We start from the raw sequence: 25484 nt of genomic DNA, 5'->3' as shown, positions 1-25484 counted from the left end.
TCTAAACCTAAAAGTAGTATTATGTCAGATGAAAAAAATCACAACAAATTAACGACGGCATCTGGAAGGATATATGTTGAGAATGAAAATTCTAAAACTATAGGACCCAGAGGACCAATTCTTTTAGAAGATTATATTCTTCATGAGAAAATGGCTCATTTTAACAGAGAGCGAATACCAGAACGGGTTGTGCATGCAAAAGGATCCGGAGCATTTGGTACTTTTACTGTCACAGAGGACATCAGCCAATATACCAAAGCCAAAATATTTAATAAAATAGGGAAAAAGACAAAAGTATTTCTCCGATTCTCAACTGTTGGGGGTGAAAAGGGATCACCTGATACCGAAAGAGATCCAAGAGGATTTGCAATCAAATTTTATACCGAAGATGGTAATTGGGATTTGGTTGGGAACAATACCCCGGTATTTTTTATTAAAGACCCAAAAAAGTTTTCAGATTTTATTCATACCCAAAAAAGAGACCCTTATACCAACTGTAAATCCCCAACAATGATGTGGGACTACTGGTCTTTGACACCAGAATCCTTGCACCAGGTTTTAATATTAATGAGTGACAGAGGAACACCCGTAGGATTCCGACATATGAACGGTTACGGTTCGCATACTTTTTCCATGATCAATGCAAAAAACGAAAAAGTATTTGTGAAATACCATTTTAAAACTGCCCAGGGGATTAAAAATTTTACCGATGAGGAGGCTGCTCAGATGAAATCCAAAGACCTTGATTTTTCTCAACGGGATCTTTTGGAAGCCATAGACAATGGGGATTTTCCAAAATGGAACATGAAAATTCAGGTCATGACTACAGATCAGGCCAGAAAGGTAGATTTTAATCCCTTTGACCTTACCAAAATTTGGTCTCATTCTCAATTTCCTTTGATTGATGTAGGTGTTTTGGAGTTGAATAAAAACCCAGACAATTATTTTCAGGATGTGGAGCAATCTGCTTTTGCTCCTGCGCACATTGTGGATGGGCTTGGATATAGCCCAGACAAAATGCTTCAGGGCAGGTTACTTTCCTATCCTGATGCCCATAGGTATAGGATTGGAGGGAATTATGAACAGATTCCAGTTAACAGGTGCCCTTTTGCGGTGAATAATTATGAAAGAGATGGCAGGATGCGGGTAGATGGTAACGGAGGAAAGAAGCCCAATTATTGGCCCAATAGTTTCGACGAGATTGAAGTTGATAAGGCTTATCAGGAGCCATCAGAACAGCTTGATGATACGATTGCGGATTGGTATGACAGAAACAGCAAAATAGGTGACAATGACCACTATTCCCAGCCTAGAAGATTGTTTCGGGATGTTATGACCAAAGAGGAGCAAGACAATACCATCAATAATACTGTAGGAGCGATGAGTGGCATTACTGGACCCAAAAGAGATGTTATTATAAATCGTCAACTTTGTCATTGGTTTAGAATGGATGAAGAATTTGGTATGCGTGTCGCTAAAGGATTAAATGTGGACATTAATGCAGTTATGTCTTCTTCTGCAGATTCCCATTGACAGAGTTGGTATAATAATTGATATTATTATTTATGGACTAATTATAACATATTTATATAGGAGTGGATAGTTCGTCCACTCTTTTTTTTAATAAAAATAACTACATTGGCGCAAACCTTAGGTAAAAGAATTTTTAAAATAGGAGGATGGGTTTTACTCAGTTTAGGCTTGTTAATACTCATCATAATTCTATTTGTCCGAAGCCCTTTCGGTCAGAAAATTATCGTGAATAAGGTTACCCAATATGTAGCCGAGAAAACCCAAACCAAGGTTAACATTGACAGATTATTTATAACCTTCCGAGGCAACCTTTATCTGGAAGGGCTTTATTTGGAAGACCCTAAAGGAGATACGCTAATTTACAGTCAGCAGCTTGAAACGGGGCTTGAGTTAATTCCATTTATTCGAGAAAATAAGATAAGTATTTCAAGACTTGAATGGGAAGGCTTAACCGCTAATATTCAGAGGGATAGTGCTGGTACATTTAATTTCAACTATCTCATTGAGGCCTTTGCAGGTGCCGAGAGCAGTTCAGATACCACCATTACAGATACGACATCATCGGAGACAAGTGCCTACCCTGAAATTAGCCTGGGCCCGGTAAAGGCAGAAAACTGGAAGGTGAATTATAAAGATGATTTGTTGGGTTTGGAGGGCAAACTTGATCTAGGAAAGTTATTGATTCAAATCAAAAGTCTTGACCTGAATAAAATGGATTTTCATGTCAACAGTTTTTTATGGGAAAATTCTGCTATAGCCTACCAACAGTCCAAGCCTTTTCCTCCAAGTGAAGATTCAACTAGCAGTCAGGTACCCTTGCCTTTGCTGATATTAGAAGAACTCTCATTAAAAAATATAAATTTAGACTATGTTTCCTTGCCTGATGGCATGGAGGTACATACAACATTGGGTGACTTGCTACTGGAAATGCCTGAAGCGGATCTTGAAAAACAAAGGGTGTTAATCAAAAACTTCTCGCTCCATGACTCTTTTATTGATTATCAAAGCATGGAGAGCAATCAGGAAAGGGATACACCTAAAATGGAGGAAGAAGGTGAACCATTTAGTTGGCCCCAATGGGAGGTGGAGTTATCCACTTTGAATCTTTCAAACAATAAAATGAATTATCGGGTAGATGGCGCTCAAGGTGCTGTTGCAGGGTTTGATCCGAATGACATAGGCGTCGAAAACTTTAATCTGGAAGCCAATAATTTATTTCTTAAGCCAGAAAAGGCCGGGCTAGCCTTGAATAAATTTGAGTTCATTGAAAAATCAGGTTTTAAACTAGAAGATTTTCAATTTCAATTAGGTTTAGACAATGAATCTTTGCTTTTGACAGATTTAATTGTCGCCACCGGCAATAGCCGTTTGAAAGGGAAAATAAGCATGCAATATCCTGGCTTAGGGGAGGTCTTGGGAAACCCTGAAAGTGCGACATTGGATATAGCGCTCAATACAATTAACATTGGCATTCGAGATGCCTATTACTTTTCTCCAACACTTAAAAATAACCCTTACGTAAAAACCTTTGCTAATAAAAAGCTTAATGCGACTTTATTCGCCTCTGGCAAATTAGACAAAGTAAACTTACAAAAACTTTCCGCAGGATGGGGTAATTCTACCCGAATTGGACTCTCCGGTACGGTTATAGAACCCCTTGATATGGACCGGGTTTCCTGGATAATAAATGATTTTAATTTTGTTTCAACTGGTAAAGACCTAAATCTCTTTGTACCTGAAGACAGCCTGGGTATTAAATATCCAAAGCGTCTTGACCTATCTCTTACCTCCTCAGGATCCCTCAATGAATTCAGTCTGGAGTCAATTCTTAAAGCCTATGAAGCTTCAGTAAAAGTAGATGGTAAGATAACTACCAAAAACGGGGCCTACCTTTATGACCTAAACACTAGTATTGCGGCTTTACCTTTGGGGAAAATATTGGGTGACACGATAACTTATGGTGAGGTTGACATGGAATTGGCTGCCAAAGGCAATACTGGTCCTCTGGATAAAATCGATCTTAAATTGGATTCAAAGGTGACCAATTTGACCTACAATGGTCACAATTATAAAGGTATACAGTTGAGTGGGGAGATTGTAGATGGAGATGGAGAAATAAAGTTAATGCATAAAGATGAGCTACTGGATATCGGTTTGCTGGCAACAGTAGATTTAGATACAGCTAATTATAATGTTGGCTTAGATTTGAATTTAATTGGAGCTGATTTGTATGGGCTCAACATTACAACACAAAAAATACGCACCAAATTTTCCATGAATGCTACATTTGTGGGCAATTCAGAAAACTTTGAACTTCACTCAAAGCTGGAGGAGGGGACCGTAGTTTTGGAAGACCAGGCCTATCCCATGGGAGATTTGGACCTGGCCTTGAGAATTTTACCAGACTCAACAGGATTGACCATTCAAAGTAACCTTTTGGTAGGACAATTGAGTTCCAATGTAAGTCCTGGAGAAACATACCAAGGGATTTCCCGTCATTTTAATCGGTATTTTCTAGACAGCACATTCCAAACTGTATCAGATACCTTAAGGCCTGTCAATGTAAAAATGGACTTTACCATACCTTCTACTTTACTCTTAAATCAGGTAATCTTGCCTGGGTTAGAAAGGATGGAAGAGGGAACAATTCAATTGGCATTTGATGAAAAAAGAGCTTCTTTGAAAGGGAGAATCAATTTCCCATACATTTCTTATGCCGGAGCTATCGTGGATAGCTTGGACCTAAACGTAGAAAGTGATTCCGCAGATTTCAAATTTGATTTCGGTGTATTGGGTTTGTCTTCTGGTCCGCTGGAAGTCGGCCCAACGTATTTCACGGGTGAAGTGCTCGAAAACCTCCTTTATGTCAATTTTAATTCCTCACATGAAGACGAAGTTTTAGCAAATATAAATTTTGATTTGGGTATTGCTAAAGATTCATTGAGGATACATATTGCTCCCGATAGTATTGTTTTCAACAAATTGAAGTGGGAAGTACCAGCGGGCAATGCCTTTACTTTAGGACAAGATTGGTTAAGTTTTGAGGAATTTGAATTTTCACGGGGCAAGCAGCTTATATCATTTAGCAATGAGTCAGGAGAGAGTTCTTTTGGTCTTACATTTAATGATTTCAGGTTAAGAACTTTTACCAGCTTATTGAATCCGGAGGAAATATTGGCTGCAGGCATTGTCAATGGATCAATTAAGGTGGAAAATCCTTTTGGGGCCATGGGGTTGCAAGCAGGCATTACCGTTAAAGAAATGGAGTTGCTTAAAGTTCCGTTAGGCAATTTATCTCTGGATGCCACAGGCAATGACCAAAAGAATTATGATTTTGATTTAAGAATAAAAGACAAGGGTATAAACCTGGATTTAACAGGTGGCATAATTGCTGATCCTTTGGGGGCAAGGTTAAACCTGGACCTTGCTTTAAATAAATTTGAGTTAAGTATATTGGATGGCCTATCTGCTGGAGCCATTAGTGGTGGGAAAGGATTTATTTCAGGAGATTTCAAAGTAGTGGGTAGTACAGCTGAGCCAAATTATGATGGTAATTTGGTGTTCAATGAAACAGAATTTACAATCGCCACATTGAATTCCAGGTTTGCTATAGCTGATGATGAAATTAGGGTCGATAACCAAGGTGTATTCTTGGATGAAATAACCATAAAAGATGCGCAAGGAAATAATTTTGTCCTTGACGGGGATATAATAACCGATGATTTTATTAATCCCCAATTCGATCTTTCTCTGAAAGCGGAAAACTTTAAGGTGTTAAACTCCACAAAAGAAGACAATGATTTGTTCTATGGAGATGCCATAATAGGCGCAGACGTAACGATCAAAGGTGATCTTAATTTGCCAATTGTGGATGCCAGACTTAGTGTGGACAAGGGAACCAATTTGAGTGTAGTAATTCCGGAAAGCCAATTGGATATAGTGGAAAGAAATGGCGTAGTGACATTTGTAAACCGAAATGATCCCGAGGATATTTTAACCAAAAGACTAGAAGAAACCAGCAATACCGGATATACCGGATATAAAGTGGCAATGTTACTAAATATTTCACCAGAGGCTGTATTCAATCTGGTAATAGACGAGAGATCAGGAGACAATCTTATGGTGGAAGGCGCTGCCGACCTCCGGTTAAACATGGATCCAAATGGAAGGGTTACCCTTACGGGGATTTATGAGCTATCCAAAGGGCATTATGAATTGAGTTTGTACAATTTGGTGAGCAGAAAATTCGAAATTCAGAGTGGGAGTACCATTACATGGGCGGGAGACCCCATGGATGCCAATATGGACATTACAGCCATATACCGCATCAAAACCTCAGCCGCAGATTTGATGACAGCAACGGCAGCAGGTGGTTCTCTTGAGACGATGACCAAATACCGCCAGGAATTACCTTTTATCGTTTACCTGAATATTGATGGAGAATTGCTTAGACCAGAAATTTCATTTAAAATGGATATGCCTGAAGATCAAAGGGGGGCAATTGGCGGAGCTGTTTACACTCAGGTGCAGCAATTGAACAATCAGGAAGGTGAATTGAATCGTCAGGTTTTCTCACTTTTGGTGTTGAATAGATTTTTTCCTAGTGGGGAAAGTTCCAGCAGTGGAGGTACCACTGCCATGGCCAGATCAAGTGTCAGTCAGTTGCTTTCAGGACAACTAAATACGTTTACTAACAGTATTGTTGGAGGTACAGGGCTGGAGCTGGATGTAGGCCTGGATAGCTTTGAGGACTATGAAGGGAATTCATCTCAAGCCAGAACACAGCTCAATGTAAATGCAAGTAAACGCTTCCTTGATGACCGATTGGTAGTGCAAGTAGGGAGTCAGATAGACATAGAAGGGAGTTCCTCTTCAACTGGGACTAGTAATTCCCTTTTAGGGAATATAAGCGTGGAGTATTTGCTTTCCGAAAATGGACGCTATCGATTAAGAGGTTTTAGAAAAAATCAATTCGAAAGCTTTATTGATGGACAGTTGGTCGTTACAGGTCTATCCGTAATTTTTAATAGGGAGTTTAATAAATTCGAGGACTTGTGGAAAGGAATAGAATCGAAAAGAAAAGAAAGAGCCACAGATATAAAAGCAGGAGAGGAGACAAATGAGAAGGAATAGGGTGAAAAATTTACTCGGTTTTTGGAAGATCAAGTCATTAAAAATTATTGGGCTACTCATGCCCATGTGGATTTTAGTAGGTTGTGGCGTTTCAAAGTTTATTCCTGAAGATGAGAAATTGTATACAGGCGCTACTTTAGAAATTAATAGAGACTTTTCAGTCAAAGGTTTCAAGGAACTCCATGCTGAGCTAGAGGGCTTGCTTAAACCTAAGCCAAATAGCAAGATCCTGGGTATGCGTATTGGTTTATGGAGTCATTACAAGGTACAAAAGGAAAACCCTGGTTTTATTAACCGATTTATTTATAAAAAAATTGGAGAAGAACCGGTTTATTTCAGTAGTGTGGAAATGGAAAAAACCGAGGGGCTGATCCTAAACAGGCTTGATAACAATGGATTCTTTTTTTCAGAGGTCATGGCTGAAGCGGATCAGAAACCCAAAAAAGCTGCTGTTAATTATACAGTGGATTTGGCTCAACCTTACCAGCTGGCTTCTTACCAATATGAAAAGGATAGCTTGCCAATTGATCGAAGTATAAGGAAATTGCTAACCGCTACAAAAATTGCTGAAGGGGACTATTTCTCTTTGGAAATGATGAAAAATGAAAGGATAAGGTTGGATGAAGGCCTTAAAAATGAAGGTTTCTACAATTTCAACGCTGATTTTCTGATTTTTGAAGCGGACACCAACCAATACGATGACAAGAAATTTGACCTTTTTCTTAGACTTAAACAAAATGCTCCAGAAAAAGGGATTGTTCCTTATGAATTAAATAGTATACGAGTGTATCCAAATTATTCATCAGATGAATATGGGCAAGAGACAGACACTACAACCATTGAAAACATAGACTTCATCCAAAATGGGCTCTCATTTAAACCTGAACTGCTACATCAATATATTTTGATCGAAAAGGATAGCCTTTTTAACGCCAAAGATACCAAGTTAACCAGTAGCCGATTAACAGGGATAGGGAATTATAGGTTTGTTAATCTAAGGTACATAGAGACTGATACTACTATTAGTGGAGGCAAAGGGTCGTTGAGCGCCAATATCTATCTTACGCCTCTAGAAAAGCGTTCTCTTAGGGCTGAACTTCAAGGGGTATCCAAATCAAACAATTTTGCAGGCCCGGCTTTATTGCTGAATTATAGGAATAGAAATCTTTTCCATGGTGGAGAAACTTTCAGTCTGACAGGACAAATCGGCTACGAGAGCCAGATAGCTTCCGGCCAAAGAGAAAATTTAAGTGCCTTTGAGGTTGGTTTAAAGGGGGATCTGATTTTCCCTAGAGTTGTATTTCCTATTTCAATAAAAGAAAGATTTGCCTATTCAGTGCCAAAAACGAAGATTAGTTTAGGAACTGAATATCAGGATAGACGAGGATATTACAGGTTAAATACTGTTTCGGCTTCTTATGGATATTTTTGGAATGCCAACCGTTTCGTTTATCATGAGATTACGCCGATAGCCTTAAACTTTGTGGACCTGTCCAAAACCTCAAGTGAGTTTGATGAAATATTAGACAGTAATTTATTTTTGAAACAAAGTTTTGAACATCAATTTATAGCGGGAATTACTTATAGCTTCGCCTTTAACAAGCTCATGGACAAGTATAGGGAGCATAGCATCTATTTCGGTGCTAACCTTGATTTGGCTGGGGGAGGGTTGCGCTTGGTAAACAAGGTACTTGGCAGTGAGAATCAAAATACTTTCTTGGGCTTCAATTATGCCCAATACAATAAAGGTGACCTAGACTTTCGGTATTACTGGCGATTTACTGAGGAAAAGTTACTTGCTTTTCGCTTTTTTGGTGGTGTAGGATTGCCTTATGGAAATTCAGTGTCCCTACCATTTGCCAAACAGTTTTTTTCTGGAGGGCCCAATAGCATCAGGGCTTTTAGCATTAGGTCCCTGGGGCCCGGTTCTTATTCACCAGCTACTGAAAGCACTAGTAATTATTTTGACCAGGCAGGTGACATTAGGTTAGAGGGGAATTTAGAATTTAGGTTTCCAATCGTCCCTTACCTAAAAGGAGCTGCATTTGTAGATACCGGAAATGTATGGTTGGTAAATGAAAACGAAGCCTTACCAGGTGGTAAGTTCGGAAAGAATTGGTACAGGGAACTGGCTGTAGGTGCAGGGATTGGCTTGAGGGTAGATATCGAATTCTTCGTGATTCGCTTTGATTTGGCCACTCCCCTCAGGAGTCCATTTTTACCTGAAGGAGAGCGTTGGGCCAAAGAATTTAAAATTGGGGATAGCGATTGGAGGAGTGATAATTTGGTTTTTAATTTCGCAATCGGTTATCCTTTTTAATTTTCAGATTCAGGTAGTTCATTTACCTTATCTTTTACCTTAATCAAGCTGTATAAATAGCCCAGCATAGCAGGCGTGACTATGGAGAAGGTAATTAATTTCCCGATACCACTTGATTTTTTCATGGCTAAAGTTGCGGTTATAATGGCCAATGGGATGCCATATTTCAAGCCAAATTGTTGGTATTTTTTTTCAGTATTCATGTTTTTTTTTATTTAGTTGAAATTTTTAAGCCTGATTTTTACAATGAAATCTTCTGACTCTAAATCAAAAGTCATCACAGCACATTGCTTACAGGTTGTCGTATAATAAAAACAATATTAATGCCGTATTTTTTTTACGTCATTAGTAAATTGTTTAGGGGCAAAACGATGTAATTACATCTTTCTGGAGAGGCATGGGATAATAACCTAGATTGTCATACCTGAGTAAAAAATGATCATTTACCAAGAAAATTACATTACTGGATCAATAATCGATCTTTAGTTGTTCTCCAGATGGGCTGTCCTGATCTTTCGACACAAGGTTTGAAAGGCTAACACCAAGTAGCCTTATTGGTAAAATTAGTGGTTCTTGGTCAAGGAGTTCATTGACGATGTTTTCCATGCTCGAAATGAGGATTGGAGATAAAAGTGTTTTGCTTCGCGTTTGTAAGGTAAAGTCATTGTATTTTATCTTAAGCGTAAGTGTTCTGCCATAGGCACTGTTACGTTCTAGTCTCCGGTAAAACTCGGGCAATAGTTTTTCCTTTAAAGTAGTTTTAATTGCGGAAGTCGCTATCAAGTCTTTTTCAAAAGTATGTTCTACCCCTAAGGATTTTCGGATTCTGTTTGGTTTGACTTCACTCTCATGGATTCCCCTGACAATATTATAAAAATGAAGACCAGATTTTCCAAATCTACTGGTAAGAAAAGGCAAAGAATACTGCTTTAAGTCGTATCCATAATAGATACCAAAAGCATTCATTTTCTTGGCCATTACTTTGCCTATACCAAAGAACTTCTCAATTGGCAATTTTTCCAAAAAGGCTTCCGCTTTCGCAGGCGTGATCAAAGCCTGACCATTAGGTTTGTTAAGGTCAGAGGCTATTTTGGCTAAAAATTTATTGTACGAAATACCTGCAGAAGCATTCAAGCCTGTTTCCTCCTTTATTTTTTGACGTATCTCTTTTGCGATTAAGGTGGCAGAGGGAAGGCCGAAATGATTGGTAGTTACATCCAGAAAAGCCTCATCCAGCGACAAGGGTTCTACAAGATCTGTATAGGTCAGGAATATTTTCCTGATTATCTGAGAGATTTCTTTATACCTTTCAAATCTTGGTGGTACAAAGATTAAATTGGGGCATTTAAGTGCTGCCAGTTTGGAAGACATGGCTGATCGGACGCCAAATTTTCTAGCTTCATAACTGGCAGCAGCTACCACCCCCCTTTCCTTGTTTCCTCCAACAGCAAGGGGCTTGTTTCTGTATTCAGGATGGTCTAACTGTTCTACCGAAGCGAAAAATGCATCCATGTCCACATGTATGATTTTCCGGTAGTTTTCCATAATTTGTCTTATACTGTTCCTTGGGCATGCATTGCTCTTGCTATCTTTTCGAAGGCACCGATATTGGCTGCATTGAGATAATCTTGTTTCTGTAAATCATGTTTGTCAATTGTTTCCAGACATTTTTCATGGATATCTTTCATGATCGTCCTCAATTGTTTTTCAAGATCATTTTTTGTCCAATAGCGTCCCATTCTGTTTTGGGTCATCTCCAGACCTGAGACGGCCACTCCTCCCGCATTAGAGGCTTTTCCAGGGCCATACAAGACCTTGGTTTTCTGTAAATAATTAATGGCTTTCGGTGTACAAGGCATATTTGCTCCTTCAGCCAAAAGCATCAATCCATTTTGTTTAAGAAGTTTGGCATCCGATTCATCCAATTCATTCTGAGTGGCACAAGGAAAGGCACAATCTGCAGGAATGGACCACAGGTTTTTATCTCCTACAGCAGTGAATTTGGCTGAGTCATATTTTTCAGCAAAAGTAGAAATACTCTTCCTTTGCCCATTTTTTACAGTTTTTAAGAACTCCAATTTTTCCTCAGTCATGCCCTCTGGATCATGTATATATCCAGTAGAATCTGAAAATGCCACTACTTTAGCTCCTTCATGAAGTAATTTTTCAATGGCAAATTGAGAAACATTGCCAGCTCCGGAAACCAGACAAACTTTATCTTTTAAATTTTCATCGATTTCAGTGAGCATGAAATGGGCAAAATGGATAAGTCCGTAACCTGTGGCTTCAGGTCTTAAAAATGAACCACCCCAGTCTTTTCCTTTGCCAGTAAGCACTCCCTGGAATTCGTTTTGGATCTTTTTATACGTCCCGAACAGGTAGCCGATCTCTCTTTCTCCAACACCTATGTCTCCAGCAGGAACATCTGTAAAATGACCAATATGACGATAGGCTTCCATCATCCAGGCCTGACAAAAACGCATCACTTCCCCATCTGACTTCCCTTTAGGGTTAAAGTCGGAGCCTCCTTTTCCTGCACCAAGCATTAAGCCTGTTAATGCATTTTTAAACACTTGCTCAAAAGCCAAAAATTTAAGAATACTTTGATTAACACTTGGGTGAAAGCGCAAACCTCCCTTATAAGGGCCCAATGCACTGTTCATCTGTATTCTGTAGCCTTTATTAATTTGTACCTTTCCTTGATCGTCTGTCCAGCATACGCGAAATGAAATTATTCGCTCTGGTTCACAGATTCGTTCAAAAAGTTTGGCGTCAACATATAAGTTATTGGCATTAAGGACGGGGAGAATACTTTCAAAAACTTCTTCTACTGCTTGGTGAAATTCTGACTCGTTGGGATTTCTATCAATTACGGATTTTAAAATATTGTTCAGTGTTGACATTTAATTTGGGTTATTGATAATTTTATAGGTGTTTTTTAAAGTTTTAATAATTGAAGAGGCTTTTAGCAAGCATTCCTGGTATTCATCACCGGCATCCGCATCAATTGTAATGGCACTACCGACTCCAAAATAAAAGTTTTTTTTGGTTTGATCTATAATTAAGCTTCTAATAATCACACAAAAATCAAAATCTCCATGCTCATCTATGTAGCCAATACTTCCTGAAAACCATGCTCTTTTAAAGTTTTCATAGGTCTCAATCAACTCCATACATTTTATTTTTGGTGCTCCTGTCATGCTTCCCATGGGGAAGGTTTTAGAAATAATCTGTTCAAAACTCACTGTAGGAGGCAATTGGCAGACAATGGTAGATATCATCTGGGTAACCTGTTTGAAAGAATAGATCCCAAACAACTCTTCTACTTTTATTGTCCCAGTTAAGGCCATTCGGGCAAGGTCATTTCGCATCAAATCAACGATCATGAGGTTTTCTGCCCGCTCTTTCTCACTTTCCGCCAAGTGCTTTTTTAATGCTTCATCTTCTTTAATGCTATGGCCTCTTTTGATGGTTCCTTTGATAGGTTGGGTTAGCAATGTGTGCCCTTTTTTCTTTAGAAACCTTTCGGGTGAGGCACAGCAAAGATATAAATTTTCAGCCTTGAACAAGGCACTAAATGGCATGGGTGAATTTTTACATAAGTCAAGAAATATCCCTATAGGGTCTATACTGGAAACCTTTCCATGGAAATCCATGCAGTAATTCAATTCATAAATATCTCCTGCTAGAATATGGTCTTGAATTTTGTCGAAAGTTGCGCTATAACTTTCTTTATCATGTGAAGAATGGAGGCTACAACTGCCATGATTAGCTTTAAATGGTAGGCTGGTATTTAGAATATTTGTGTAGGAATCAACAGGGTCTATACAGTAAATTGTTACCTCTTCTTTATTTAAGTAAATGGTTAATTCAGGACTAAAAAATAAACTGTCAGGGCAACTTATTTTTTCGCTATTGTTGCTGGAAAGCTTTTCGTATTTATTCTTCTGATCATAGCCGAGAATTCCTACTTTTGGCTTATTATCAGGCAATTGATTTATATTTTCTAGACTTACAGCTTTTGAGCCTGCGTAAAAAACATGCTCAAATCCACCTGAAGGATAGTCTATCTCATGAGAAGTAAAATAACCAAAATAGGCGAATTTATGATTGGCCCATTCCAGCATTTTAGGTACCCATTTAGATGTTTTGTTTACAGTGAGCTTGTTTTCAATTGATGACATTCTTGCAAAAATAGGGAAATGCCATGAAAAAAGGGGGATAATTTTATCCCCCTTTTAAATAATAAATTGATAGGCTATAAATTATTAATTGGCTTTGATGTCAAAATTCACACTTACAGTGTTGTAGATGAATTTATCCTTGGCCTTGTCTACTGCAGTTGCTTCGTCTCCATAAGCCAATCCCCAATCAGTTCTGTTTATATTAAAGCCTGCCTGTGCTGACACAGTTCCGTTGGCCAAAGTTACAGCAGCTGGGAATTTAATGTTTTTAGAAGTACCTCTGATGGTTAAGTTACCACTGATCCAGTGGGTAGGAGTAGCTGGAGCCAATTCAGACTCACTCTGTGGAGTGTTCTCAGTCTCAAATTGTTCCTGATCTTCAATATTGTCATCAGCTGTAAAAGGGCTTACTCCTGTGATCACAAAAGTGGCCTGGGGATGGTTGGCGGCATCGAAAAAATCATCTGACTGTAAATGATTCCATAACTTGCCATGGTTTTCAGTACCTTCTTCCATATCGTGGATTTCAAGGCCTGTAACGTCAAAAGTAAATTCACCGGCAGTAATGGCATCGCCATTTACAGAAATTTCTCCCTTAGTTACCGGGATAATTCCAAAGTGCTGCCCTGTTGGCTTGTAGCCTCTCCAGTTTACTGTGCTAGCATTGGTGTCTAATTGTAGCGTTTGGCCACTTACTTGTGCTTCTTCTTGGGCCTCAGTTGTTTCAACTGTATTACTACTTTGTCCACAGGAGAAAGTTAATAAAGCTGCTGCGAGTAAAAAACCTGATAATTTGAATGTTTTCATAATAATGAATTGATTAAATAAGTTTAAGATTGGTTTCGTAATTATATGTATATACACTTAAACTAAATGTAAAAAAAAAAGTTCATTTTTTTTGAGATTAAATCCACGAAGATTTAAGGACGATCGGAATTAATATTGAATTACACAATTATTAAAGGAATAAGTACTATAAAGGTAAGAAAATCAGTGGACTTGACTTGGTCATTTCGAATGCTGATCTAAGACTAAATTCATGTATTATGTAAGCCTTTTTATTTAATAAATCTACCCCTTTGTTTGAACCTATTCGAATTTAGCACTTAGGCCTTTTCCTGTCTAAAATTCTTATTTGGCACTGGTGCCCGATTATTGATGCCCTAGTAATTATATTGAGTGATTATGACCGCGCGGCGAATCAGCAAGAAATAGATCGCCGATTGTCTGCTTCGAGATCAAAATTTTTATAAAATTGCTAACAATCCTGGTTTACCCTTGGCCTCTGTCCTTGTAAATATAAGATATAGCTGAAGTTAAGGTGGTATTATGTTTTGATTTTCGGAGAAGGTGATGAAATTGCAAGAAAATCAGCCGGATTAACTTGGGTGAAGTTATAAATAGTCAGGATTGACTGATTTTGAAGTATCTCTTGTTGAAATAGGTTGAAACATCTTCTAATAATTGCAATACGTACAGATAGAAAAAATATAGATATGGCACTGGTAAAAAAAGTAAATGACAAATCTCCACAATGGGGCAAAGACTGTTGGCTTGCAGACAATGCAACCCTTACAGGTGACGTGGTAATGGGGGATAATTGTACCGTTTGGTTCAATGCTGTGATCAGAGGGGATGTACATTATATTAAGATTGGTAATAAAACCAATGTTCAGGACGGTGCGGTTATTCATTGTTCTTACCAGAAATCACCTGTAAATATTGGATCAGAGGTATCTATAGCTCACAATGCGATTGTCCATGGTTGTACGATAAAAGATAGGGTTATGATTGGCATGGGAGCGATTGTCATGGACGATGCGATAGTCAATGAAGGGGCAGTCATCGCTGCAGGAGCGGTGGTCCTTGCTGGTACCATCGTAGAAAGCAATTCAATATATGCTGGCATCCCGGCCAAAAAGGTAAAGGATACAGGGAAAGAAATGGAGGAGACAATATTAAGAATCGCCTCCAATTATCCCAAATATGCAAGTTGGTACAAAGATGAATAAAGCAATATCATTTTCGTTCCCTTGCCATGAGCCATCACTCGTTTTTGGGACAATTGCGTGCGGTATGGAATAATTGGCAGGAAGCCTTAAACCCGAAATAGAAGGTTTTATACCACCTCATCTGGCCTAAACCTCATGGATTCGGGGTAGGGAAAGGCGTGAATCATTTCGCCCTTCTTCAGTTTGTTCTGGATGGATGACCAATATTCAGGATCAAATAATTCTGGGTTGGAGGCTATAAAATAAGCGCGTACATCCTGGCGGCCGATCATAAATCGCTTGAAATCTTCTGGAAACACATCATTTTCGTGGATTTCATACCAAGGTTTAGAAGCGTAAATTTGATCATAAGTTTCGGGTTTTGGTTTGGTACGAAAATTCATTCGATCGAGAAATTCTATTTCATCGTAGTCATAAAATATCACCCTGTTTTGTCGGGTAACACCAAAGTTTTTTGTCATCATATCTCCAGGAAAAATATTGGCCTGAGCCATTTGTAGGATAGCTTTGGCATATTCATCTACTGCATGCTTAGCTTCTTCGAGGCTACATTCTTCCAGGTAGAGATTCAATGGACGCAACCGGCGTTCAATGTACATGTGTTTGATAATGAGGGTGTCTCCCTCGATGGAAATAAGAGAATTTACATTCGTTTTTAGATCCTTCATCAAAGAAGGATCTATTCGATTGAGAGGAAGTCTGAAATTCTCAAATTCATGCGTGTCAGCCATTCTTCCTACCCGGTCATGGAGGCCCACAAGCTTGTATTTTTCTTTTACCTGCTGTCGCGTCATGTTTTTTGGAGGTTCAAAATGATCCTTGATCAACTTAAACACAATATTGTAGGAAGGTAGCGTAAAGACAGTCATAACCATCCCTTTAATACCCTCCGCTAAAATAAAGTTGTCGCTGCTACGCTCCAGGTGATTTATGAAATCTTTGTAAAAAGCCGTTTTGCCATGTTTGTTAAACCCAATGGCATTGTAGAGTTCATAGGGTCTTTTGTGGTGGATTACCGATTGGAGGAAATTAACCGTCTGGGCTGGAATATTTATTGGAGCCATGAAATAAGACCTGGAGTAACTAAAAATCCCACTCATGATGTTAGGGTCAAAAATCAAGGTGTCAGCAAATACACCCTTTTCATTGTGGAGAAAAGGAATAATAAATGGCATCCATTTGTTACCCAGATAGGTTCGACCAATTAAATAGGCCGCCTTATTGCGGTAGAAAACGTCTTTTAATACTTGTGTTGTGGTTTCATTGGTAGCCCTGTACCTGCTCAAGATCACTTTTTTTACACTTTCTACTAAATGGCGGATATCGTTTTCTTTTTGATAATAGGGAACGCCAAAATCAAAATCTTCCATCATCCTTGCAAAGGCCTCATGGAGGTCAGCTTGCGCAGGATAATTGTGAAATAAGGAATTATCGATTTCTCCAGAATCCAATGTGCTGGGCAAATCGTAGAACATTAAAGCCTCATGAATTACTTTACCAGGGAAAACCTTTCTAAATACGGAATTGAAAAATGTCCCAGCCAACTCCCTGTCTGCATTTGGAAAAATGGCCTCTTGATAGGAAGCCCGGATTTTTTCCCAGACCATCTGATCCCCGGCTTGATCCATTAGCAACTCCTTACAAGTACTTGCAATTTCCCTGAGATGATCTTTGTACAAGCGTAATCTCTCCCTATGGTTGGCATGTAATTGTTTCCAATCCCTGTCCCGAAAGTTTCCAGGGATTCTTTGGGTAATTTGATTGAAATTATTAATGTAGGATACATAACCATTTAAAATAGTTTCAACTGTACGTTTTAGAAGTTCATTATTCATAATGGCTAATTCTTTTAAAAAGGAGTTGGTTTGAGGTCGATATTAGAATATTATTTTTTCATGACAAAATATTAACCTTTGGATTTGCAAATTTATTCTTTAATTTCGTTCCTGTTTATTCATTTGTTGGATATAACACAATAGGTTTAATAGGTTTGATAAGTAAAAAAGGCCTGAATATTATTCAGGCCTTTTTTTAATTTATAACTACCACATATGGATTTTATTCGATTGGTTAACAGCTTGGAAAGAGTACTTAATGGCCCCTTACCAGGAAGGTCTGCTCAAGAGCGAATGGCTCCCATTCCCCTTGAAATGGAGCGTTTTGAAAGGCAGCAAATGATAAATGCAAGAAAAGGGGCTGTATTAATGTTATTTTGCCCCTCTGAAGATAAAAAAAGCATTATTATTCCGTTTATAAAAAGAGCTACTTATGAAGGGGTTCATAGTGGACAGATTGCTTTGCCGGGAGGTAAGAAGGATCTGGAAGATAGGGATCTGGGAGAAACAGCACTAAGGGAAACAGAAGAGGAGATTGGAGTACCAAGGAAGAATATCCAAATTTTAGGAAACTTATCCGACCTTTTCATCCCTCCAAGTAATTTTTCTGTCAGGCCATTTATAGGCTATTCTACTGTACCCCCAGTATTCACAATTGATGAAAGGGAGGTGGATCGCCTTGTAATTTGCAGATTTGATGAATTAATAGATGAGGCCATAATAAAGAAAAAAGGAATGAATCTGGCAGGAGGACAACAAATACAAGCCCCTTATTATGAGATCAATGAAGAGGTGGTGTGGGGTGCTACTGCGATGATATTGAGTGAGTTTTTAACACTTTGGAAGGAAATCAAATAATTGTGGAAGGTGCACTGATAACAAACGATGCGGTAGTTTTTGGACTTTTGATGGGAGTGCTTGGGTTTGTGTTTTACACTTCAGCAAGTAAGCGACCTTTCTTCAAAACGATGTATCGGTTTGTGCCGGTAGTCTTACTATGTTATTTCTTACCTGCATTATTCAATACAACTGGATTAATATCAGGAGAAGATTCTCAACTTTATTTTGTTGCATCGAGGTATCTCTTGCCTACCTCACTGGTTTTATTAACCTTAAGCATAGACCTGAAAAGTATTGCCAGGTTAGGACCAAAAGCCTTAATTATGTTTTTGACAGGCACATTCGGTGTTATTATAGGCGGTCCTGTTTCATTGTATATTGTCGCCCAGTTTTTCCCTGAAGTATTGGGAGGCATAGGGGCTGATCAAACCTGGAGAGGGCTTGCTACGATTGCGGGGAGCTGGATAGGCGGCAGTGCTAATCAGACGGCCATGTTGGAGCTTTTTGGGGCAAGCCCTAAGTTATTTAGCCAAATGATAGCGGTAGATGTAATTGTCGCAAATCTATGGATGGCATTTCTATTGTACTGGGCAGGAAAGCCAGGTTTTTTTGACAAAATTTTAAAAGCAGATACTTCCGGCATAACCGCTCTTAAGGAAAAAGTGGAGGCTTATCAAAAAGACAATCTTAAAATACCCACATTATCAGACACGATGACCATCTTAGGTTTGGGCTTCTTCATTACGGGATGCTCCCACTTTTTTGGTACTTACTTAGGTGATTATATTGGGACAAATTTTCCAGGATTAAAAAGCTATTCTTTGGATTCTAGTTTTTTTTGGTTGGTGATTCTTGCTACTACTGGTGGATTACTTTTGTCTTTTACCCGTTGGAGAAAATTAGAGGGAGTAGGAGCATCCAGAATAGGTAGTTCCTTGCTTTATATTTTGGTAGCTACCATCGGTATGCAAATGGATTTAGGTGCAGTGTTGGACAATCCAGTATTTTTTCTAGTCGGTATTATTTGGATGGCATTTCATATTCTTTTTATGCTTATAGTCGCTTTTATAATTAAGGCCCCTTTCTTTTACGTGGCAATTGGTTCTCAGGCGAATATAGGAGGGGCTGCTTCAGCGCCGATAGTTGCGTCAGCCTTTCACCCTGCACTCGCCCCTGTAGGGGTTTTACTTGCTGTTTTAGGTTATGGAGTGGGTACCTATGGTGCCTATATTTGTGGAATATTATTGCAATTAGCATTTGGAGGTTAAAAAAAATAGCCATGAAGCCAAGGAGGAAATTTATTTTTGTATGTAATGGGAAGGATTGTAAGAAAAATGATGCAAAATCCTTTTCTGAAGCCATAAAAAACACGATAAAAGAAGGTGAATTAAGAGGTAATTTTAAACTGGTTAAGTCCAAATGTATGGATTGCTGTAAATCGGGTCCAGTGGCAGTATTTAACAATGAACTTATAAAAAAGGGAGACAATGAAGAACTAGTACTTTTACTTAAAAGCGACCTTAATAAATGACTATTCCTCAAATGGGCAATGACCATTTTGTTAGGCGTTTATTTTCCCTTGGGTTTTTTGCAAGGGAGACTATTTTTAAATATTTCTAAGCAACAATATATTTAAGATTAACCCCGCTGATTTTCAATTGATTTAGTTGAATTGGACGGGTTTTTTTGGCTGGAGAAAGTTCCAGATTCAATAGAATTCAAGTTTTTTTTATTCAATATTGTTAGAGATTTAATTATTGTTAGTAACTTATAGAATTAATCCTATAGGACCAAAAACTACTGGTTCTCAGTTTTTAATTTTTGTATTGTGACAGGTTGACACCTGATTTTAATCATGAAAAAAGAGTTTGATAAAAATCTCTTTCAGGGTGATGAGAAGAGCCTTGATTTATTTTTGGTATTCGATTACAACCAAGTGATATTTACTTCCGATAATTGGCAGTACCAATTATCAGATAATATCTCATGGGATACCTATTTGTCTGGATTTAAAGGTTTAGTCGATGAAGTAAATTTATTTTTCAAGGACGAGTATCAATCTCAAATACATCTGTCGGCTATACACGATCAAAATCCTGAATTTCAAATTTCAATTGAAGGAAAGCGTGTTGAAGGTAAAGGGAAAATTTGCATTGTAAATGGGAAATTCCAAGCAACTGATTCAATAAAAACGGAGGATATTTTATTGGATAACGAACTAAATGTCACCTTAGGTCAGGAAGATGCCGCAGCCATTTTGAAAAAGAAAATGGAATTTGACCAACAAATCAACGCCGTGTCTACTGCATTTTTAAATGTTTCAGAGGCAGAGTGGGACAATGTTTTTATGAAGGCGCTGTCCATGGTGGTCAAGTCTCAGAATGCTGAAATTGGCAATTTCTTTTATGTAAATCATGAATTACAACAACTTGAATGTTTCTTCGAATACAATGAAAAGCCTGTTTCTGAGGAGGCTAAAATAAATAAAAACATTCCTATAGAGGGGCAAAGTGATTTTCTAAGCAGCTTAAGAGCAGCTGGGTTTATTGCAGTGGAAGACTTAAGGAATTTAAAAAGTAAGCATTCCTTTGAAACTGTTGTAGCTGAGAAAATGGGTATTATTGCGTATATAATAGTTCCTATTTTTGCAGAGAATAACCTATTAGGTTTGTTTACGCTTGGCAGTTCTGAACCTCAACCTCACTGGAATCTCAACCACATCAATAGATTTGGAATCAAGCAATTGGCTGATGTATTTGGAGGGGCGCTTGTCAACCGATCTACAAAATCCAAGTTGTTTAGGAATGAAAAATTACTTAGTTCCACTGAGACATTGGCAAAGTCTGGCTCCTGGAGATTGCAAAACACCGGAAGAAAGATTTTCTTTTCCAAAGGAATAAATAGAATTTTCAATTTGGATTTATCCATTGATGTCATAGACATTGGTGATTTTCTAGACCTAATTCCAGCTAGTGACAGAGACCTGGTCAAATCCAAGGTGCAGGAAGCCTTGAAGAATCGAAAATCTGTTTCAGGAGAATTTGTCTTTACCAATCCCAATGGCAAGGAAAAACATATTTCCTATGCCATTCAAGTCAATCAACTTACCAGCCAGAGCAATCTTGAAGTATTTGGTTATTGTAATGACATCACAGATAAAAAAACAGTAGAAAGAAGGCTACTCTTCGAATCCCAGATTCTTGCTCAAGTCAATGAACCAATATATGTTACAGACCTGAATTTAACGGTTGTTTACATGAATGAGGTAGCCATATTTGAAGGGGAGCCTAATCAAAATGGGCATGGGGGAAAAATTAGTGATTTTTTTAAAATTACTAATGAACCTTCAATATCTTTCAAAGAGTTGATAGACAAAGCTTCGGATAGAGGGATTTGGGTTGAAGAAGTGCAGATATTGGATGATTCCGGACATGTTCAGCCCTATGAAGTTTCTGTTAAACCGATACGAAATGCAGAAATAGAAAAAATTGGCTATTCTTTTTTGGTCAGGAACCTTACCACCAAGATACAGCGAGAGAAAATGGCAAAAAAAGCCAAGCTGATCATCGAAAACAGCCCGGCAATTTTATTTGAAGTAGAGCCAAACGAAGGATTTAAAATTTCCTATATCACCGAAAACATCAACCAGTTTGGTTACATTTCAGAAGATCTGGTAAGGGATTCGGTGAGTTTGATGGATTTTGTCCATCCTGAGGATCGTTGGGTTTTCGAAAAGGAATTGATTCATCCGGAAAAGACACAATACAATAGAGAATACAGGTTACTTACCTCAGATGGCAATTTCAGGTGGGTTGAGGATAAAATACGGCCCATTTTTGATACAGAAGGGAAGGTAGTTCTTTACGAAGGCTTATTGCAGGATGTAACAGAAAGAAAAAAAGACAGGCTTGAAATTGAAAAAATTCAGGACAGGTATCGGGTGCTCGCTTCAAATATTCCCTTTACCAATGTTTTTCTAATTGATAAAAATTATAGGTATTTGGTAGCCGAAGGGTCAAACTTCACCAACTGGGGTTTTGACAAGTCCTATTTTATAGGGCGGACTTTGAAAGAAGTTCACACGGTTACCCGGAGGGTGGTAGAGCCATTAGTTATTGAAGCAGTAAAAAAGAAAAAAACACTTAGCGCCCTCTTAACTTATCTTGAGCGGGTTTATGAATTAACGGCCAAACCCATTTTTAAAGGAGGTAAGTTGGAATATATTCTGGGAATTGTAAGGGATATTTCAGAGGAGTATTTGGCCAAGAAGGAATTGAAGAAAAGTGAAATAAAGTACAGGAGCCTGGTTGAGGAATCCACTGAAATAATCTTTTCAATCACGGCCCAACTTGAATTAAGTTATGTTTCTCCAAATATTAAGCAATTTTTGGGTTATGAGACCTACGAATTTACCAGTGGTGACTTTACCGATTACCTTCACCCTGAGGATGCTCAGGTATTGCAGGATGGTAATTCCAGCCCTATTAAATATTTCGAGGATCACCCTGAATTTGAGTTTAGGTTAAAACATAAACATGGACACTATAGGGTGTTTAGTTCGAGCGGAAAAGTAATACGGGACGAAAACCATCAGGTAAGGTATTATACAGGAATAGCCAGGGATATCACCAAACTAAAGGAGACTCAGAAAGAGTTGTATAAAGCCAAAGAAAATGCCGAAGCTGCCTTAAATGCTAAAAGCCAGTTTTTGTCCGTAATGAGTCATGAAATCAGAACTCCTATGAATGCAGTAATTGGGCTTTCCCATTTGCTGATTGAGGACAAGCCAAGGGAGGATCAGCTGGAGAATTTACGGACCTTACAGTTTTCTGCAGAAAATTTACTAGGACTTATTAATGATATACTGGATTTTAATAAAATTGATTCAGGAAAGCTAATCTTGGAAAAAGTACCCTTTGAACCAAAAAACCTGATCAATAGAATAATACATTCATACAGTTATCAAATAAGGGATAAATCTCTGGAAATCATTTACGAGCCAGACTTTGCATTGCCCAAACTACTTATAGGTGACCCTGTTCGAATCGCTCAAATTCTCAATAACCTTATTAGTAATGCCATTAAATTTACTGACGAAGGATTTATTAAAATTTCTCTTGAGCTTGTCAGCCAGGAAGGGGAATGGGTAAATGTACGGTTTACAGTTAAAGATACCGGGATTGGAATAGCGCCAAGTAAGGTTCAATCTATTTTTGATGCATTTACTCAGGCAAGTACAGATACTACCAGAAAGTACGGTGGAACTGGCTTAGGGCTGGCGATAGTTAAAAAACTCACGAAATTATTTGGCACAGAAATTCACCTCGAGTCCAAATCTGGGGAAGGATCTACCTTCTGGTTTGATATAAATTTCAAAATCCAGAATGAGATGAAATTAAAGACAATTTCTGAACCACTGGCTATGGACGGCAAACTTGGGGACAAGAAAATTTTGGTGGCAGAGGATAACCTGGTGAATCAGGTGTTGTTAAGGAAATACTTGTCCAAATGGGGAGTTGGAGAAATCAAATTTGCCGAAAATGGAAAAATTGCTTTGGATCATTTTATCAAACAAGATTTTGATTTGATTTTATTGGACCTACAAATGCCTGTGATGGATGGTTTTGAGGTAGCAAAAATAATTCGTAAACTAGACCTGCTTTCTAAAAGAAATATTCCGATTATTGCCCTTACTGCCTCTTCTTTACTGGAAGTAAAAGACCAACTTGAAGCCTCAGGAATGGACGATTACATTTCCAAACCTTTCACACCAGAGAACCTTTATGGTAAAATTATCAATTATCTCTGATGTGGGATTGATTTTTATGGATAAATGGTAGCGGAATTCACCAGCTAAAATGATATCTTTGCAACTTTAATAGCCCTATGAGATGGATTTTATATATACCGCTTTGGCTGGGATTGGCCTATAATCTGCATGCACAGGGCAATGTTTCCGAGCGATCAACGATTTACGTTTTGGCCGGTTCGTCAGGTGCAAATTTAAGAGAATTCAATGAAATGCTTTCCGATAAGGGTATTTCAAACCTTAGAGGAGGGTACTCTACCCTTGGAATTGGTTATCAATACCGTTTGTCCGATTTCATTCTTGGTTTTGAGCTTTATCAAAACAAAGGGGCTAACTCCTATTATAAAGATTATATCATAGATAATCGGAGCACACGCTTTTATATGAATGTAGGGTATTCACTTACTGAGGAAGGTAAATTTCATCTCATTCATTACATGTCCCTAGGGGCTGGATACCTGGATTTTGAAATGCTTAAAGACCAGAGCAAGGTGGATGACCTTGGAGTTTTTCTACAGCAACCAGAACAGGGTTTTATTTTAAGGGAACGCAATATTCACAAAGGAACGCAAAATTTTGGCGGATTTTTGACCGAAATAGGCTTCCAATTTGGCTACGATTTTAACGTTCCAGGACTTGAAGAAACGGTTGGTCTCCTTGGGAAATTTGGGTATTCCTTCAGCCCATTTGAGGGAGCTTGGAAAATGAATGAGGTTACGTTTGACAACTTGCAAAGTGGGGCGTTTTTCAGGTTAGGAGCAGGTATTGCTATGCCAGATGAAAATCTTTTCTTTCCTGATGCTGGTATTGGTGTACACTTTTTTTACGGTGTGAACTTCACCAACCCCGATAAGCTAAATGACTATTTAATTAACAATGATTTGGCACCTTTTAAAGACACCCCGAACAATATAGGGATGAAAATAATAGGGGAAAACCGAAGATGGATCTATTCTTTTGATGTCTTTAATATAGCCAATTCAGGTAGAGCTGATGAAGACCATGAACATACCTTGAACAGTGTGAGGTTATATGGAAACTATGGATACCAGCTTTACAAAATGAGAAACCTGGAATTAGGTGTGCTTGGTGGCCTGGGATATGGAAGTATTCGGTATACCTTATCAAACGATAAAAAACCAGAATTCCCTGCTTTATTTGAAGAACCTGATTATGATGGTTATTTAAAAAGTAAAGGGATCATGGGAAAATCAGAAGTGATGGTTGCCTATGCCATACCAGTATTCAATAAGATGTTTAGGTTTGTCACCTCCGCACACGCTGGCTATGAGCTACCCTTAAGCACTTATAAGTTAGGGGAATTAAATATGTCAAGTTATATGGCTGGACCTTACTTACAATTTGGTATTGGTTTAAGACCCTAATCGATTATTGTTTTTTCAAAACCTTTCTAAGTAAACTGTCATTGTGTACCAGAACCCTTGATAGGGTAAATTGATAGATGACTTTAAGGCTTCCAATGATTATTGGTGACCGCCTACTAACTAGCAATTTTTATTTTGAAAATGACTTTACTTATGATTGCGAATGACTTGTGCCTTTTGGTCAACAGTATTTTATAAATGAGATTTACCAGAGCGATTTCAAAGTTTTTCGCAAAAAGAGAATTTTTTTCCTGAATTCATGTTACTTTTGAATTGCTTATCGAGAAAGACGGAGGGTAGGGCCCTATGATGTCTTAGCAACCTGAGTTGACAAGGTGCTAATTCCCATTCCGGAAATGCCGGATAAAGATGAGCCGCAAAAGTTAGAAAATACCCTCTAGTTTTACATCGGTTCATGCTCGTATAAGTTTTT

15 protein-coding genes and 1 riboswitch are annotated in these 25484 nt (G+C 38.3%); of the genes, 9 read left to right on the top strand and 6 right to left on the bottom strand.

The window, feature by feature from the left end:
• Positions 1-21 precede the first annotated feature (21 nt).
• The 3 genes from AC0L7T_RS20960 to tamL all read left to right on the top strand — a co-directional run bounded on the left by AC0L7T_RS20960 (position 22) and on the right by tamL (position 8986).
• The gene (locus tag AC0L7T_RS20960; RefSeq protein ID WP_473338150.1) at positions 22-1533 is read left to right on the top strand and encodes a catalase; all 1512 of its coding nucleotides are present in this window, start codon (positions 22-24) and stop codon (positions 1531-1533) included.
• 105 nt (positions 1534-1638) lie between these two features.
• A complete protein-coding gene (locus AC0L7T_RS20955) occupies positions 1639-6666 on the top strand; it encodes a translocation/assembly module TamB domain-containing protein (protein ID WP_473338148.1) in 5028 nt (1675 codons plus the stop codon).
• Position 6667: 1 nt separating this feature from the next.
• A complete protein-coding gene (gene tamL / locus AC0L7T_RS20950; protein ID WP_473338147.1) occupies positions 6668-8986 on the top strand; it encodes a translocation and assembly module lipoprotein TamL in 2319 nt (772 codons plus the stop codon).
• Here tamL and AC0L7T_RS20945 read toward each other — a convergent pair.
• From AC0L7T_RS20945 to AC0L7T_RS20925, 5 genes are all read right to left on the bottom strand, one after another.
• A complete protein-coding gene (locus AC0L7T_RS20945; protein ID WP_020890445.1) occupies positions 8983-9189 on the bottom strand; it encodes a hypothetical protein in 207 nt (68 codons plus the stop codon). The two genes, tamL and AC0L7T_RS20945, sit on opposite strands and share 4 nt — an antisense overlap.
• Positions 9190-9454: 265 nt before the next feature.
• On the bottom strand, positions 9455-10531 hold the full coding sequence (gene dinB / locus AC0L7T_RS20940) for a DNA polymerase IV (protein WP_473338145.1): 1077 nt from the start codon (positions 10529-10531) through the stop codon (positions 9455-9457).
• Between the two features lie 8 nt (positions 10532-10539).
• Positions 10540-11889 (bottom strand): NADP-specific glutamate dehydrogenase, encoded by a 1350-nt coding sequence (gene gdhA, locus AC0L7T_RS20935; protein WP_473338143.1) that lies wholly within the window; start codon positions 11887-11889, stop codon positions 10540-10542.
• A complete protein-coding gene (locus tag AC0L7T_RS20930; RefSeq protein ID WP_473338141.1) occupies positions 11890-13170 on the bottom strand; it encodes an anthranilate synthase component I family protein in 1281 nt (426 codons plus the stop codon).
• Between the two features lie 84 nt (positions 13171-13254).
• Entirely contained in the window at positions 13255-13977 is a 723-nt protein-coding gene (locus tag AC0L7T_RS20925; protein ID WP_473338139.1) for a YceI family protein, read from the bottom strand.
• A gap of 689 nt (positions 13978-14666) precedes the next feature.
• Between AC0L7T_RS20925 and AC0L7T_RS20920 the strand changes: the two genes are divergently transcribed.
• Positions 14667-15182 carry a gamma carbonic anhydrase family protein gene (locus tag AC0L7T_RS20920; protein ID WP_473338137.1) on the top strand — a complete coding sequence of 172 codons (516 nt, stop codon included), beginning with the start codon at positions 14667-14669 and terminating at the stop codon, positions 15180-15182.
• 107 nt (positions 15183-15289) lie between these two features.
• Here the strand turns inward: AC0L7T_RS20920 and aceK are convergent, their stop codons facing one another.
• A complete protein-coding gene (gene aceK / locus AC0L7T_RS20915) occupies positions 15290-17017 on the bottom strand; it encodes a bifunctional isocitrate dehydrogenase kinase/phosphatase (protein WP_473338135.1) in 1728 nt (575 codons plus the stop codon).
• 216 nt (positions 17018-17233) lie between these two features.
• Here aceK and AC0L7T_RS20910 point away from each other — a divergent pair, with 216 nt between their 5' ends.
• The 5 genes from AC0L7T_RS20910 (at position 17234) to AC0L7T_RS20890 (ending at position 25051) form a co-directional block, all read left to right on the top strand.
• Positions 17234-17875, top strand: coding sequence for an NUDIX hydrolase (locus tag AC0L7T_RS20910; protein ID WP_473338133.1), 642 nt, complete (start codon positions 17234-17236; stop codon positions 17873-17875).
• Between the two features lie 50 nt (positions 17876-17925).
• Complete coding sequence (locus AC0L7T_RS20905; RefSeq protein ID WP_473343389.1) at positions 17926-19125, top strand: DUF819 family protein; 1200 nt, start codon at positions 17926-17928, stop codon at positions 19123-19125.
• 11 nt (positions 19126-19136) lie between these two features.
• A complete protein-coding gene (locus AC0L7T_RS20900) occupies positions 19137-19388 on the top strand; it encodes an NAD(P)H-dependent oxidoreductase subunit E (RefSeq protein ID WP_473338132.1) in 252 nt (83 codons plus the stop codon).
• A 324-nt stretch (positions 19389-19712) separates the two neighbouring features.
• Positions 19713-23666, top strand: coding sequence for a PAS domain S-box protein (locus tag AC0L7T_RS20895; protein ID WP_473338131.1), 3954 nt, complete (start codon positions 19713-19715; stop codon positions 23664-23666).
• A gap of 77 nt (positions 23667-23743) precedes the next feature.
• Positions 23744-25051, top strand: coding sequence for a hypothetical protein (locus tag AC0L7T_RS20890; RefSeq protein WP_473338130.1), 1308 nt, complete (start codon positions 23744-23746; stop codon positions 25049-25051).
• Positions 25052-25325: 274 nt separating this feature from the next.
• A riboswitch (SAM riboswitch) is annotated at positions 25326-25427 on the top strand.
• Positions 25428-25484: the final 57 nt, after the last annotated feature.

The organism is Cyclobacterium sp. 10D3-21 (genome assembly GCF_055809755.1).
The sequence above is the reverse complement of the archived record's forward strand: the minus strand, read 5'-3'. Positions and strand labels throughout refer to the sequence as shown.